We start from the raw sequence: 12,584 nt of genomic DNA, 5'->3' as shown, positions 1-12,584 counted from the left end.
CCACGACATTGAAACGGCGCTTCAGCGCCGAGGAGAGTTCGGTGACGCCCTTGTCGCGATTGTTCGCGGTGGCGATGATGTTGAAGCCGCGCTGCGCGTAGATCGAGGTGTTCAGCTCCGGCACCGGCATCATCTTTTCGGACAGCACGGTGATCAGCGTGTCCTGCACGTCGGAGCCCATGCGCGTCAGCTCTTCCAAGCGGCAAAGCTTGCCTTCCTGCATGGCGCGGTAGAGCGGCGTCGGCACCAGCGCCTCCTGGCTCGGCCCCTTCGCCAAGAGCTGCGCATAGTTCCAGCCGTAGCGGATCTGATTCTCGTCGGTGCCGGCCGTGCATTGCACGATCAGCGTCGAGTTTCCCATGATGGCGCCGGCGAGATGTTCCGAGACCCAGGATTTTGCCGTTCCCGGCACGCCGAGCAGGAGCAGCGCCCGGTCGGTCGCGAGCGTCGCCACCGCGGTTTCCATCAATTGCCGACGTCCGACATATTTCGGAGTGATAAGCGTGCTGTCGCCCGCCTTGCCGCCCATCAGGTAAGTGAGGACAGCCTTGGGCGACAGGCTCCAGCCGGCAGGCTTCTGGTGGTCGTCGTGGCGCGCGAGCGCCTGCAGTTCGGAGGCATAGACCTGCTCGGCCGGAAGGCGGATGGCTGCGTTCATGCGATCTTCTCCGGGTTGATCATCTGTCGGATTGCGAAGGGTTTCCGGCCAGCGCCGCATTGAGCCGCAGCAGGCCGAGGGATGGGGAAGCGGGCGACAGGCCGGCGGCGATCACCTCGTCGATCAATTTTTCCGCCGCCTCCGGATTGGCCAGAAAGCCTAGGGTCTCGAGATACTGCTCGGCGCTTCGTTTCATGACGTCGTTGTCACCCGAGACGGCGGAACGCAGCGCTGGAATCGTCTTGCTCCTTGCGAGGTCGCTCCATTCCAGCCACCCTGCTTGCGCGCCTTCGACCAGGTTGAGCGCGGCCAGATTTTGCCCATCATCGAGGATCTGCCTGATCAGGACACGCTTCCTGCCGTTGTCCAAGCGCGACATGAGCTGGAGGACGAGAAGCGCCAGCCTGCCGCCGGCGGCGACAAGCAAATCCGCCAAACAGGCGACCGCCGCATCGCTGCCGGACACCGCGATCATTCGAACGAGAAAGAGATCGGCACCCTCATCGACGCCGAACTGCCATGCGCCAATGAAATCGGGCTCAGTCTTGCCGAATTGGGCGATGAGATCGCCGAAGTAACAGGACGCGAACAGGTCGGCGCGACGCGACTGTTGCGCAGGCGACTTGGGTTTTATCGGCGTGTAGGTGGTGCGGCGGCGGATGAAGCCGGATTTGCCTTCCTCAATGAAAGCGGCGAGCTCGGCTATCGGATCTTTCGACACGCCATCCGCTGGATCGCTACGTTCACCCAACCTTGCCAGGAGACGGCCGGCCGTTTCGCGCACCTTGCCTGAGCGATCGGCGGACAGGCTCTTTAGAAATGGAATGTCATCGGCACTCAAGCCGAAGCGCATCAGCTCCACGAGCGCAAGCCTGACCTCCGCCGGCTCGCTCGCTCCCTTGGTCTCAATCAACGTCCGCGCCAAGACAGGCATGGTGCGCAGTAATTCGACCAAAGCTGTACGGCGCGCGGCAGGATAAAAATCATCCCAGGTTTCAGCGGTGAGTTGTCCTCGTCGAGACTGCCTGTCGCCATCCGCGCCTGCTTGCCAGTCGACCCAGGGAGCATAGATATCTGGGCTTTCCTGATCCGACGCAGCAGGCATCCAATCCATCGGATGCAGCACGAAGCCTCGGCTGGCGACGAGTGTGGCCACGCGGGTCTTGAGCCTCGCATCAGCGGCGTATTTCAATGCGGCACGCAGCAACGGTCGCAGCCAATCAGGAAGCATCGGCAGCGCGAGCATCGGCAGCGGCTGACGGCGTTTCAAGGTTTTGGGCGCCGCCGGCCGAAGCGCGACATCCAGCGCCTGCGCGGCGATCGCCAAGAGCCGACGTTCCTGCTCGTCCGAGCTGGAGGCAGCCGCGAACTCCTTCCATTCGGCGGGCGCCAATTCGAAAGCGGCGCCGCCCGAAATCCAGTTGTCGCGAAGCCTCGCCAGCCCTGCCTGCTCGAGCTCGTTCATGAGAGATCGAGCCTCCCGATGCTGCTTTGCGAGGCCAGAAGCTCGAGCCTGGCGCCGTTCCACAGTGCTGCCGTGACTGTCAGATCGAGGCCAAGCAAGGTCTGGTTGACGGAGCCGGCGACTGGCAGGGCGATGCCATGCGAATCGTTCGCCGCCTGCCACCAGGCGCCATCCTTCTCGTCCAGCGCGATCGCGCCCGCCGGCAGGAGGATCGGACAGTCGGACAGCCACGGCGCGCCGTCCTGGAAAGCTGCATAGGCGGCCAGCGGATCGCCGGCAGCGTTCGGAGCAAAATCGGGCCAATTGCCGGGCGACGCATCGCCCAGGCGTTCTGCGACCAGTGCGCGAAGCGGAATTCGGGATGGATAGAACACCAGCCTCGCCTTGAAGCGGTCCCCCGGCGCGAAGGCGCCGGAGCGGCGCCCGGCCGAGGCCGGGAAGAAGTCCAGGAGGACGGCAAATCGTGGGATTGGGCTTTTCAGATCGAGCAGCCAGGTCGCGTGGCTGACCAGGCCGTCGCGACGGGCCTCGATCTTCTCACCCAGCACCTCCCAGTCGCTCTCGACCTTGACGGCATCCGGATTGGCAAGGATCTGGTCGCGTGTTTCGGATGTCGAGACCAGGCGCTTCAGCTCGGCATCGTCGGGCGCGGCACGCCAGGCCTTGGCGAGCAGCACCAGCTTACCCAGCTCTCGGATAGCGGCGTCCGGCCGCTCTTCGCTGCGCAGCGCCATCAGTTTCGCGGGCAGCTCGTCGATACGCCCGGCCAAAGCGGTCGCCTTGAGGTCTACAAGCCGCGCCGCGATGCGGCGGCAGCGCTCGCTGCTGGCGTCGACAAAACCGGCAAGGCCGAGCCGAAGCTGGTCGGCAACCCACTGATCCAATTCGTCGAGCGCTGCCGACACGGCACTTCGCGTGTCCTCGGCGCGCTTGCGCTGCGCCGCCTCGCGGCGCTCGGCGGCCGCGGCGTCTTCTACGGCAGCGCTTTGCTCGGGCCGCAACGCCTCGTCGATGCTTTTGCTTTCCGCGCTTGCCGGCGCCGGCGTCGGCGGCTGGCCCGACTTGCGGCGCCGCCCGAGCCAGTCATTGACCCATTCCGGCGTCTGGTCGACCCGATCGAAGCTGGCGGGCGCGGTGGCGCCGATCCACATCAGCCCCAGTATGTGCTTGCACGGAAATTTTCGCGATGGACAGGTGCATTTGTAGCCGTGGTCGCGGGCATCGAATGCGACGCGGTAGGGATTCGCTCCCGAGCCCTGGCATTCGCCCCAGATGAGGCCCAGCTGTTCGTTTGTCTCGAGACGGGGCCAGTTGGACCGCTTGGTCAGCTTGGCGGCGGCGCCCAGCGAAGCCTGGTCGGGCGCGAGCGCCTCGATTGTTTTCAAATCCAGCTGCAAGCCGCTCCCTCATGACCCCCGAAGCATGATGTCGCGACGATAGATACCTGTTTGCGGCGCGCTGGTGTAGCTCCAGCCGCTGAAAAGTTGGTGTCTTGTCTAACGTTGCGTTGCCCTGTTCATCGTCAGGCGCGCACCCACCAGGATGGCGTGCACAGCATAGGCGCGGCGATCCTCGGCGCTGACGGCCAGCCGATCGGCACGCTGTCCATCGCCTCCCCTGTCTCGCGCGTAGACGATGCGGTGGCGGCCCCCGGGCGAGGCGGCGATCAGGGCGGCGAGGCTCATCTCGGCGCGGCTGACCGGCGAGGCATGACTCATCTTCCCCGTTGCGGCGAAGATGGTTAGGTGCTGCCGACGCCGTCCCGATGGCAGCTGGCGTCGTGCCCCAGCTTCTCCGAGCCTGACTTCATCATCTGCCTCCTCCACCAGTCGCTTCGCGTTCCGCAACCGGCGGATTTCGCGGCCGAATTCCTCACCGTCAAACAGCGTCCTGGTAAAATTCGATCGGCAGTCCATCGGGATCGGCGATGAAGGTAAACAATCGTCCCGTGTATGGATCTGTTCGGATGGGCTCCACCTCGACGTCTCGCGACCGAAGCAGCTCGGCTGTTGCCTCGACCGAGGCGACCGAGAATGCAATATGCCTTAATCCACAGGCCTCGGGCCTGCTGGGCCGGCTTGGCGGATCAGGGAAACTGAACAGTTCGATCTGGATGGGACCGTGACGCAAATCGCACTTCCAAGACTGCCTTTCGGGGCGCCAGTTTTCGGCCAGAACGACGAAACCGAGCTTGTTCGTGTAGAACTGCTTGGAGGTCTCATAGTCACTGGAGATGATTGCGACATGATGGACAGCCAGGAGCATCAGATTGGCCTCGCGTAAGCGTCGATAACGGCGACCCAGCACAGTCGCATCGGGTATACCTTGGCGCAACCAGGCGCCGACACCGGCCGTGCCGGCTTGGGCGAGCATTTCCAAAAGTCCGGCCACCCTCCCCTCGAGGGGAGCTTATCCGAGCGCTATCCACGCCGTCTTGAGGTCGGTGTACTTCTCGATCGCGTGCAGCGACTTGTCTTTGCCGAAGCGGGACTGCTTGAAGCCGCCGAGCGGTACCGTGATGTCGGCGCCGCCATAGGTGTTGACCTGGACGACGCCGGCATTGATGGCGTGCACCATGCGATGCGCGGTCGAGAGCTTCGAGGTCCACACGGCAGAAGCAAGACCCTATGTCGGGCGCAACTACATGCAGCCCAGCGCGCTGGGGAGTTTCGGTGGCTAGTCGGGTCAGTCTGGCGCTGACTCCGACTCGATCAGGCTTTCCAGCATGTCCAGCAGGCGTTCGTGCTGCTCGGCGCCGTAACGCTTCTCGATGGCGTCGTGGATGGCGGTGCGCTCGGGCGCCAGCTCCTCGATCAGCGCCACGCCGGCCGGGCTGATGGCGAGCAGTGCGCGGCGGCCGTCATCCTTGACCTTGTTGCGGGTGATGAATTCGCGCTCGTCCAGTGCTTTGATGATGCGGGTGAGGCTGGGCGGCAGGATCGAGGCGCGGTTGGCGAGCTCGGTCGCTTCCAGCGGACCGGTCTCGGCAAGCACGCGCAGCACGCGCCATTGCTGCTCGGTGATGTCGTGGCGAGCAAGCATCGGACGAAAATGCGCCATGATCACTTCACGAGCGCGAAGCAGAGCCATGGGCAGGGAACGGCGGGTGCTGGGCGGCAGCAGAGTCAACTCTCCGAAAAGTTACAGTCCAGTACGACTCGCAACAGAAATTAACGCTCGCTCGCAGCTATATCCGCGATTTCTCCGAGAGCGGCAATCCCATCCCCGACGACCCCGTCGACATGGAGACCAAGCACTTGACATTCGGTCGCCAAGCCCTTGCCCCACATGGGGATCGAATATTCGGCGAATCTCGACGCGAAGGTCGAGATGAGCGAGCTTTGCGCGCTCGTTTCACGCATCATCCTCGAGACGCGGCCTGTTCGAGCCCGGCGCCGCGCGGGTGGGCGCCTTCCGTGCAGATGCCTATGCGATCGCGGACCGGCTGTCCGAGAACGGCTTCATCGACATGAACTTCCGCATCGGCAGGGGCCGCAGCGCGGAGGAGAAGAAGCGGACCGGCGAGGCGATCTTCAAGGGGTTATCGCGCGCGTTCTATGTCGACACGCTCGGCCTGCAGGTGAGCGACGAGACCAGCGACGCGATCTATCTGCGCGCGCTGGAGGAGCGCGGCCACGCCAGCCCGCGCGAGGCAGACCTGCGCTGGATCGGCGCCATCGTGTCGCAACGGCGAGGTGGAGGAGACGGGGCTCGGTGCCGGCGTGCTCGATCATCCGGCCAAGGGCATTGTGTGGCTCGCCGACCGGCTGCATCAGTACGGCATGCAAATCGAGGCCGGACAGGTGGTGCTGTCGGGCTCCTTCATCCGGCCGGTCGAATGCCGGCATGGCGATCGGATCGTCTCGGATTTCGGGCCCCTTGGTGCGATCTGACCGGCAATCCTCGCTCCGCGAATTTGCAAGCTGCGCGCTGCTCCAAAGAAAAAGGCCGGGCGCGAAAGCGGCCCGGCCAAGAAATGAAGGTCATCACCTTCAGAGGGGAACATCGCCCGGCGCAATGGGAGGAAAACACCGAGCGATGGCCTCTATTTGGGGCGGTTGCGGTATATTTTCCACGAACTGAATTCCAAAAACTGGCCAAAAGGCGAAAAAATATCGCGCGGGCAGCGGCAAAGCTCAGCCGGCCGCCGCTGCCTTTTCCAGAAGATCGGCATAGTGCTGCCGGGCTACGTCGGGATGCGACCTCAGACGGCTCTTCAGCACATTGGTTCCGACGTTTCGGAAGAGCGGGTTGTCGGGATCGCTGGCCGGCCCGCGCGCCTCAGCCGCCAGTTCCTGCGGAAGGTCGAGCAGCGGAATGGTCGCGTCGAGCCGGGCGCTGAAGAAGAACGGCACCGAAATCCGCTCGACGCCTGGCGGCGGTGTGACGACGCGGTGCACGGTTGCTCTCAGATACCCGTTCGAGGCGAGTTCGAGCAGCTCGCCGATGTTGACCACGAGCGTTTGCGGTATCGGATCCACATTCACCCAGTTGCCATCATATTCGACCTGCAGCCCCTTGTTCTCGTCCTGCAGCAGAAGGGTGAGGAAACCGCCATCCTTATGCGCGCCGACGCCCTGGTCGTCACCGGTGGCGTCGCGGCCTGGATAGCGCACGATCTTCATGCGGTGGTTGGGCTCGCCGCGATAGATCGGGTCGAAGGCGTCCTCCGGCTGATCGAGTGACAGCGCGAAGGCCTTGAGCAGCCGTATGGCTACCTCCGTCGCCTTGGTCTGCCAGGCAAGCAGCGCCGGCTTCAGTTCGGGCAACGCAGCCGGCCACTGGTTCGGCCCTTGCAGCCGCGTCCAGGCCGGCACGCTCGGCCCTTGCGAAATGGTCGCGCGCTCGACGCCGATGTCGAGCTGCTCGCGCCAGTCGGCCTTGCCCCTGGTCAGCTCGCCGCCGGCGCGCGTGTAGCCGCGAAACTGCGGCGACTTCACCATCTCGATGGCGAGCTTGTCGGCCTCCGACAAGGCAAAGAAGCGCCGTGCGGCATCGAGCACCGCGTCGATGTCCGGCTGCGTTATGCCGTGGCCGCTGAGATAGAAGAAGCCGACATCGCGAGCAGCGGTGCGCAGATCAAACAAGAAGGTCCGCAGTTCCGACTCGCCCTGCTCCAGTCGGTCGAGATCGAGCACCGGGATTATTCTGGCCATGGACAGCTTCCTCTTGGCGGCAACCGATTGTTTTTCGCAAGTCCGGACGGAATACCGCTGCGCCCTTTTCCTGGAATTGCTCTGGCGACCCCGCCGCACGATGACATGCGCGTCATTGCAGGTGAAGAAACGCGCCAACCAATCTCGTTGCAAACGGAGCAAGCCGCCGCTCAATTTCCGGGTTTTCGCGGCAAATTGCGTTCATTCGACTTCCGCTTCTCGCGTTTCGCCTATCCGCGATGATCCAGCCACGCGACCAGCCGGTCACACCACTGGATGCCGCAGACCAGCACGATCAGCACCACCACCGCCGCAATGACGCCGGTCTCGCGTCGGGGCGCGTTATTGCACGGTTCGTGGAATGGATCGTCAGAACGTCTCGACCCAGGGCCTCATCTCGACCTCGAAGCTCCAGGCGCTGCGATGCTGGCGGTGGACTGCGAGATAGGTCTCGGCGATCGCGTCCGGCGAGAGGCGGCGATCCGGCCGGTCTGGCTCGGCCGCCTGCCCGGGCGGCTCGATCTGGCCGTCGATGATGAAATGCGCGACATGGATGTTCTTCGGACCTAGCTCGCGCGCCATCGACTGCGCCAGCCCGCGCAGCCCGAATTTCGGCATGGCGAAGCCGGCCGAGCCGGAGAAGCCCTTGAGACTCGCGGTGGCGCCGGTGAACAGGATCGAGCCGGAGCCGCGCGCAACAAGCCGGCGCGCCGCCTGCTGGCCGACGAGGAAGCCGCCATAGGCGCCGACGAGCAGGGCCTGCTTGACCGCCTCCGGATCGAGCTCGGTGATCGGGCCGCGCGTGCGGCCGCTGGCGTTGAAGACGGCAATTTCGAGGGAGCCGGCCTTGTCGGCCGCCTCGAACAGCCGCGCGACGGAGGCGGCATCCGACACGTCCGTCTCCACCGCCCGCGCACCCGTCTCCTGAACCAGCGCGGAGAGCTTGTCGACATTGCGGGCGGCCAGCACGACGTGAAAACCTTGCTTGCCGAGGAGCCGCGCCAGCGAAGCGCTGAGGCCAGCTCCAGCGCCGGCGATCACTGCGACATCGGCGGCCATGTCGTTCCTCCTGCGAGTACGCGTTGTTCAGTTGAGGTCGATAATCGCACAAGCTCGCTCCTTCGGCGGCAAGAGGCAAGGACCAGGTTGCTCCGTTTTGGCAGTGCGAACACAAAGGCGGTGCACGGTGAGAGGTCCCGGCGCATCCGAAAGACTTGCCTGTCGCGCCGATCCGTCCGACACGTGGTCCAGCGGCGATTCGAGGAACGACCATGGAACCAATCTGGGCCGTCGGCCTGATGACCGGTACGGTGCTTGACGGCAATATCGACGTGGCGCTGATTAAAACCGACGGCGAGCGCATCGCCGACACCGGCACATACACACTGGCCCCCTACCCGCAATCGATCCGCACCCTGCTCGAAGAGACCCTGCGCCAAGCACGCGTCTGGAATTTCGAGGGGCCGGAGCCGACGATTTTTCGCGAGGCGGAGGAGGCGCTGACGCGCGCGCAGTCGGCGGCGGTCAGGGATTTGGTCGAAAGCCAGGGCATGACGATGGCCGATATCGGCGTCGTCGGCTTCCACGGCCAGACGGTGCTGCATCGCGCCCCGCAGCCGCGACGAATCGGCCGCACGCGCCAGCTCGGCGACGGCGAGCTGATGGCGGCCCTGCTTGGCACCAAAGTCGCCTATGACTTCCGCACGGCCGATGTGGCGGCCGGCGGACAAGGCGCGCCGCTCGCTGCCGCGTATCATGCGGCGCTGCTCAAAGAGGCCGACGCCAGCGGCGACACCGCGGTGCTCAATCTGGGCGGCGTCGGCAACGTCACCTGGTGGGACGGCAAAGACAACATCGTCGCCTTCGACACCGGGCCGGCCAATGCGCCGGTCAATGATTTCATCAAGGCGAAGGGCCTCGGCGAGATGGATCGCGACGGCAGACTGGCTGCCGCGGGTACGGTCGACGAGGCAAGGCTAGAGCGGCTGCTGCAGCATCCGTATCTGACGAAGCCTTACCCAAAATCGCTTGACCGCTTCGACTTCACCGCGGCCATGGCCGACGGGCTCGGCGCGGAGGACGGCGCGGCGACGCTGACGGCTTTCACCGTCTCGGCGGTCGGCAAGGCGCTCGATCTGTTGCCGCGCCGGCCAAGACGACTGGCGGTCAGCGGCGGCGGCCGCCGCAACCCGACCATGATGGCGATGCTCGGCCAGCGTGCCGGCGTCGAAGTGGTGCAAGCCGAGACGCTCGGCTGGAAGGGCGACGCGGTCGAAGCGGAATGCTTCGCGTTCCTCGCGGTGCGCGTGCTGCGCGGCCTGCCGATCAGCTTTCCGAGCACCACCGGGGTGCCGCAGCCGATGCGCGGTGGAAAGCTCGCGGGTTAAGACAACTTCTTCTGCAGGAAGATGCGGCTGCGGCCGACCGGAAAATCGGCGAGCGTGCCGAACGGCTGGTAGCCCTGGCGCTGATAGACCTTGGCCGCGGTCGGATTGAAAGTGTCGATCCACGCGGCCTGGCAGCCGCGCGCCAGCGCTTCCCGTTCGGCTGCGTCCAGCATGCTCGCGGCGATGTGCCGGCCACGCCAGGTTTCGTCGACCCAGAGCCATTGCACATAGAGCCAGCCCCAGGCGGTGTAACCGGAAATGCCGGCGACGATCGCGCCGGCGTCGTCGCGAACGAAGACGGCGAGCGTCTTCCGGCCCGAGGCACCGACATCGCTGTCGTTGAAGGCGGTCAAGCCCTCGCCGACACGGGCGAGATCCTGCGGCAAGGGCTCGGCGGTGATCTCGAGCGTCATCTTCATGGTGGCTCCGGTGCGGTTCGGAAGCCAGCCTTAGCCAAGGAGCGAAGCGACACGCAAGCCTATTGCCGGGCAGAGCGCCACGCCGCGGCCGATGCCGCCACCAGCATCAGCAAGGCGGCGACCAGGGCGCAGTTGGCGAAGCCGAGGGCGGTGTAGAGCGGGCCGAAACCGGCGGTGCCGACGGTTACGGCGAAATAGGTGACTGCGCTGTTCAGGCCCATGATCGTGCCGCGCCGCGCGGCGTCGAGCGCGGTGAGCCGCATCACCAGAACGTTCAGCCCGAAATGGTTGGCAAGGCCCCAGACGGCGATCGTCGCCATCAGCAGGCCGAAGGTGCCGCTGGCCGAGGCGATCGCCACATAGACGGCGGCGACCAGCAGATAGGCGAAGGGCATGACCCGACGGGCGCCGAGACAGTCGATGACGCCGTCGAGCAGCGCCGCCGCGCCGAAGCCGAGCCCGTAAGCGATCGCCGCCAGCCCGTTGGCGCTGACCGGCTCGCCGAGACCTTCATGGAGATGATCGCCGAGATAGCCGTAGACGCCATAGAAGGCGGTCATGAAGGCGCCGCAGGCGATCAGCAGCGGCAGGATTCCGGGCACAGCCAGCGCGCCGAGCGGCGACGGTGCCGGACCGCTTTTCCTGGTGTCGCGCAGCGAGCTGACCGACAGGCCGGCAACAGCGGTTGCGGCGAGAACCGCGACAGCGGCGAAGACGGCCCGCCAATGGATCAGATCGGCAAGCACCGCCGACAGCGACACTCCGGCGACCATGGACAGCGTCCAGCCGGTCAGCACGACGCCGATCGTTCCGCTCTCGCGGCCGGGCGGCGCGATCGCTGCGGAGCTGGCGTAGATCGCCGGCATGGCGACGCCAGCAGCGATGCCGGCAACGAGCTGGGCCGCGACCAGCGCCGCCACCGTCGGCGCGAGCGCGCTGCCCACCAGCGCCAGCGCAAGCAACAGCAATGCGCCCTGCAGCATGCGGCGGGCGCCGATCCGGTCGATATAGCGGGCAAGAAAAAGCGCGCTGGCCGAGGTGCCGAGGCCGAAGGCAGCGGCGGCCGTCATCACCGCCGGCACGCTTGCCGCGAAGGATGCCGCGACGGCGGGCGCTATTGGCCCGAGAACCAGTGAGTTGGAGCCGATGACGGCGATGCACCCGGTGAGCAGGTAGGCTGCGGCCGGGATCGGTGCACGGGACGCCGCAGTCAGAATCGCTGATTGATCACTGTTCGACATATCTCCATAATGACCGAATTGAATTCAGCATCAATGGAGAATTTCCAAATGGACTCAGAAACAGATGACGTTCAGCGGAACAAGCAGCCAACCCGTGAGGTCGACCCGATCGACCGAAAAATATTAGGCGTTCTGGTCGACGATGCGACCATCAGTTATGCCGAGCTCGGCGATCGCGTCGGCCTGTCGCCACCGGCGGCGCATGAGCGGGTGAAGCGGCTCAGGCGCAGCGGCGCCATCCGCGCCACCTCGGCGATCATCGATCCGAAGGCGGTGAAGAAGCCGCTGCTCGCCTTCGTGCACATCGATACCAGGGGCTGGGGCAAGACGCCGGAATTGATGGCGATCTCGGAATGCCCGGAAGTGGAAGAGATCCATTCGGTCGCCGGCGACACCTGCATGCTGCTCAAGGTACGCACCGAGGACACAAGGGCGCTGGAAGGCCTGCTGTCTCGTATCTACGAGACGCCGGGCGTGGTCTCGACGCGCAGCTATGTGGTGCTTTCAACCTATCTCGAACGGCCGGTCCAGCCAGAGATCACGGCCGAATGGCCGGCACCCAAACATATGGCGACGCCTGTCTACTAATCCGCCGGCTTACGGGATCGTGGCGCTGCGATAGGTATCGAGGACGCGCGTGACGCTGGCAATCAGAAGCTCATGCGCGGTCGGCGTGATCCGACCGGCGCCGACCTCGGCATCGAGATGGCCGAGATACTGGCTAATCAGGGGGCGTGGAATTTCACGCTTGCCGAGTGCCGCCAGCAGCGCTTCGGTCGCATGCTGTGCGTCGGGCAATGGCCAGTAGTAGCGGATGCGGTCGCTGAAGGAGAAATGCCGCTGCAGGCGCTGCTCGTCAGGCGATCCCGGATAATATTTCTGCCAATTGCCGGGCGAGGCCAGCATGATGCGTTCCATCGCGGCCAGCAAGCTTTCGCGCGAGGGATCGGGCGCGAGCGCGTCGGCGATGTGGCTCAGGCCATAGAGCGCCTCGCGCAACGCGAAGGTGAGCCAGGGGCCGACCTTGAGGATGGCGAAGCCGTCGCGCACGAGCGCGGCCAAAGCTTCCGCGGGCTGATAGTCGGTCGAATGCGCCTCGAAGACGAATTGCGGCTGGCTTTCCAGGGCCGCGACCAGCTTCGTCGCCCTCTCGGGCGCATACGCGATGATGTCGGCATTGCCGAATTCGACGCCGGGCTGAACGACGACGCCGACAGCCCGGGCAAAAGCGGCATCGAGGCCGAGACGGGAGAAGGCC

The 12,584-nt window shown here is 65.1% G+C and carries 14 protein-coding genes and 4 pseudogenes; 5 read left to right on the top strand and 13 right to left on the bottom strand.

Annotated elements, in window-relative coordinates; all coding sequences use genetic code 11:
• The 7 genes and pseudogenes from EOA79_RS22855 to hpaR form a co-directional block, all read right to left on the bottom strand.
• Positions 1–658 (bottom strand): AAA family ATPase (locus EOA79_RS22855; RefSeq protein WP_164893919.1); only part of this gene is annotated, 658 nt, incomplete at its 3' end.
• Between the two features lie 19 nt (positions 659–677).
• Complete coding sequence (locus EOA79_RS22850) at positions 678–2,123, bottom strand: DUF5691 domain-containing protein (protein WP_095823879.1); 1,446 nt, start codon at positions 2,121–2,123, stop codon at positions 678–680.
• Positions 2,120–3,520, bottom strand: a complete 1,401-nt coding sequence (locus EOA79_RS22845; protein ID WP_095823880.1) for an SWIM zinc finger family protein — start codon at positions 3,518–3,520, stop codon at positions 2,120–2,122. Before EOA79_RS22845 ends, EOA79_RS22850 begins: the two co-directional genes overlap by 4 nt.
• 99 nt (positions 3,521–3,619) lie before the next feature.
• Entirely contained in the window at positions 3,620–3,841 is a 222-nt protein-coding gene (locus EOA79_RS22840) for a hypothetical protein (RefSeq protein ID WP_095823881.1), read from the bottom strand.
• A gap of 160 nt (positions 3,842–4,001) precedes the next feature.
• Positions 4,002–4,514 (bottom strand): VOC family protein, encoded by a 513-nt coding sequence (locus tag EOA79_RS22835; RefSeq protein ID WP_245322301.1) that lies wholly within the window; start codon positions 4,512–4,514, stop codon positions 4,002–4,004.
• Between the two features lie 18 nt (positions 4,515–4,532).
• Positions 4,533–4,748: pseudogene (locus EOA79_RS22830) on the bottom strand (aldehyde dehydrogenase family protein); the annotation flags it as partial.
• A 60-nt stretch (positions 4,749–4,808) separates the two neighbouring features.
• On the bottom strand, positions 4,809–5,213 hold the full coding sequence (gene hpaR / locus EOA79_RS22825) for a homoprotocatechuate degradation operon regulator HpaR (RefSeq protein WP_245322302.1): 405 nt from the start codon (positions 5,211–5,213) through the stop codon (positions 4,809–4,811).
• 189 nt (positions 5,214–5,402) lie between these two features.
• Between hpaR and EOA79_RS33225 the strand changes: the two are divergent.
• A pseudogene (locus tag EOA79_RS33225) lies at positions 5,403–5,658 on the top strand (5-carboxymethyl-2-hydroxymuconate isomerase); the annotation flags it as partial.
• Between the two features lie 114 nt (positions 5,659–5,772).
• Positions 5,773–6,016, top strand: a pseudogene (locus EOA79_RS22815) (2-oxo-hepta-3-ene-1,7-dioic acid hydratase); the annotation flags it as partial.
• 243 nt (positions 6,017–6,259) lie between these two features.
• Here the strand turns inward: EOA79_RS22815 and EOA79_RS22810 are convergent.
• Positions 6,260–7,279: an isopenicillin N synthase family oxygenase gene (locus EOA79_RS22810; protein ID WP_095823943.1), complete on the bottom strand. Its 1,020-nt coding sequence runs from the start codon at positions 7,277–7,279 to the stop codon at positions 6,260–6,262.
• 105 nt (positions 7,280–7,384) lie between these two features.
• Here EOA79_RS22810 and EOA79_RS32945 point away from each other — a divergent pair, with 105 nt between their 5' ends.
• Positions 7,385–7,522: a hypothetical protein gene (locus EOA79_RS32945; RefSeq protein WP_164748294.1), complete on the top strand. Its 138-nt coding sequence runs from the start codon at positions 7,385–7,387 to the stop codon at positions 7,520–7,522.
• On the opposite strand, the pseudogene EOA79_RS22805 reads toward EOA79_RS32945, so the two are convergent.
• Both EOA79_RS22805 and EOA79_RS22800 read right to left on the bottom strand, forming a co-directional pair.
• Positions 7,510–7,614 (bottom strand): annotated as a pseudogene (locus EOA79_RS22805) (ABC transporter permease); the annotation flags it as partial. The gene EOA79_RS32945 and the pseudogene EOA79_RS22805 overlap by 13 nt on opposite strands.
• A gap of 34 nt (positions 7,615–7,648) precedes the next feature.
• The gene (locus tag EOA79_RS22800) at positions 7,649–8,338 is read right to left on the bottom strand and encodes an SDR family NAD(P)-dependent oxidoreductase (protein WP_095823882.1); all 690 of its coding nucleotides are present in this window, start codon (positions 8,336–8,338) and stop codon (positions 7,649–7,651) included.
• Positions 8,339–8,550: 212 nt separating this feature from the next.
• On the opposite strand from EOA79_RS22800, the gene EOA79_RS22795 reads away from it, so the two are divergent.
• Positions 8,551–9,666, top strand: coding sequence for an anhydro-N-acetylmuramic acid kinase (locus EOA79_RS22795; protein WP_095823883.1), 1,116 nt, complete (start codon positions 8,551–8,553; stop codon positions 9,664–9,666).
• On the opposite strand, the gene EOA79_RS22790 is transcribed toward EOA79_RS22795, so the two are convergent.
• The gene (locus tag EOA79_RS22790; RefSeq protein ID WP_066989003.1) at positions 9,663–10,085 is read right to left on the bottom strand and encodes a GNAT family N-acetyltransferase; all 423 of its coding nucleotides are present in this window, start codon (positions 10,083–10,085) and stop codon (positions 9,663–9,665) included. The two genes, EOA79_RS22795 and EOA79_RS22790, sit on opposite strands and share 4 nt — an antisense overlap.
• Positions 10,086–10,144: 59 nt before the next feature.
• Positions 10,145–11,326 carry an MFS transporter gene (locus tag EOA79_RS22785; RefSeq protein ID WP_095823884.1) on the bottom strand — a complete coding sequence of 394 codons (1,182 nt, stop codon included), beginning with the start codon at positions 11,324–11,326 and terminating at the stop codon, positions 10,145–10,147.
• 48 nt (positions 11,327–11,374) lie between these two features.
• Between EOA79_RS22785 and EOA79_RS22780 the strand changes: the two genes are divergently transcribed.
• Positions 11,375–11,914 carry an Lrp/AsnC family transcriptional regulator gene (locus tag EOA79_RS22780; protein ID WP_095776664.1) on the top strand — a complete coding sequence of 180 codons (540 nt, stop codon included), beginning with the start codon at positions 11,375–11,377 and terminating at the stop codon, positions 11,912–11,914.
• A 9-nt stretch (positions 11,915–11,923) separates the two neighbouring features.
• Here the strand turns inward: EOA79_RS22780 and EOA79_RS22775 are convergent.
• A partial coding sequence (locus EOA79_RS22775) for a class II D-tagatose-bisphosphate aldolase, non-catalytic subunit (protein ID WP_164893918.1) occupies positions 11,924–12,584 on the bottom strand: 661 nt, incomplete at its 5' end.

The organism is Mesorhizobium sp. M1A.F.Ca.IN.020.03.2.1, from assembly GCF_004023205.1.
In the GTDB taxonomy this organism is placed as follows: Bacteria; Pseudomonadota; Alphaproteobacteria; order Rhizobiales; family Rhizobiaceae; genus Mesorhizobium.
The sequence above is the reverse complement of the archived record's forward strand: the minus strand, read 5'-3'. Positions and strand labels throughout refer to the sequence as shown.

Excerpts from the sequence above, each read along its gene's own strand:
- EOA79_RS22850 (WP_095823879.1), bottom strand. The coding sequence starts at position 2,123 with ATGAACGAGCTCGAGCAGGCAGGGCTGGCGAGGCTTCGCGACAACTGG.
- EOA79_RS22840 (WP_095823881.1), bottom strand. The coding sequence starts at position 3,841 with ATGAGTCATGCCTCGCCGGTCAGCCGCGCCGAGATGAGCCTCGCCGCC.
- hpaR (WP_245322302.1), bottom strand. The coding sequence starts at position 5,213 with ATGGCTCTGCTTCGCGCTCGTGAAGTGATCATGGCGCATTTTCGTCCG.
- EOA79_RS22810 (WP_095823943.1), bottom strand. The coding sequence starts at position 7,279 with ATGGCCAGAATAATCCCGGTGCTCGATCTCGACCGACTGGAGCAGGGC.
- EOA79_RS32945 (WP_164748294.1), top strand. The coding sequence starts at position 7,385 with ATGCGCGTCATTGCAGGTGAAGAAACGCGCCAACCAATCTCGTTGCAA.
- EOA79_RS22800 (WP_095823882.1), bottom strand. The coding sequence starts at position 8,338 with ATGGCCGCCGATGTCGCAGTGATCGCCGGCGCTGGAGCTGGCCTCAGC.
- EOA79_RS22795 (WP_095823883.1), top strand. The coding sequence starts at position 8,551 with ATGGAACCAATCTGGGCCGTCGGCCTGATGACCGGTACGGTGCTTGAC.
- EOA79_RS22790 (WP_066989003.1), bottom strand. The coding sequence starts at position 10,085 with ATGAAGATGACGCTCGAGATCACCGCCGAGCCCTTGCCGCAGGATCTC.
- EOA79_RS22785 (WP_095823884.1), bottom strand. The coding sequence starts at position 11,326 with ATGTCGAACAGTGATCAATCAGCGATTCTGACTGCGGCGTCCCGTGCA.
- EOA79_RS22780 (WP_095776664.1), top strand. The coding sequence starts at position 11,375 with ATGGACTCAGAAACAGATGACGTTCAGCGGAACAAGCAGCCAACCCGT.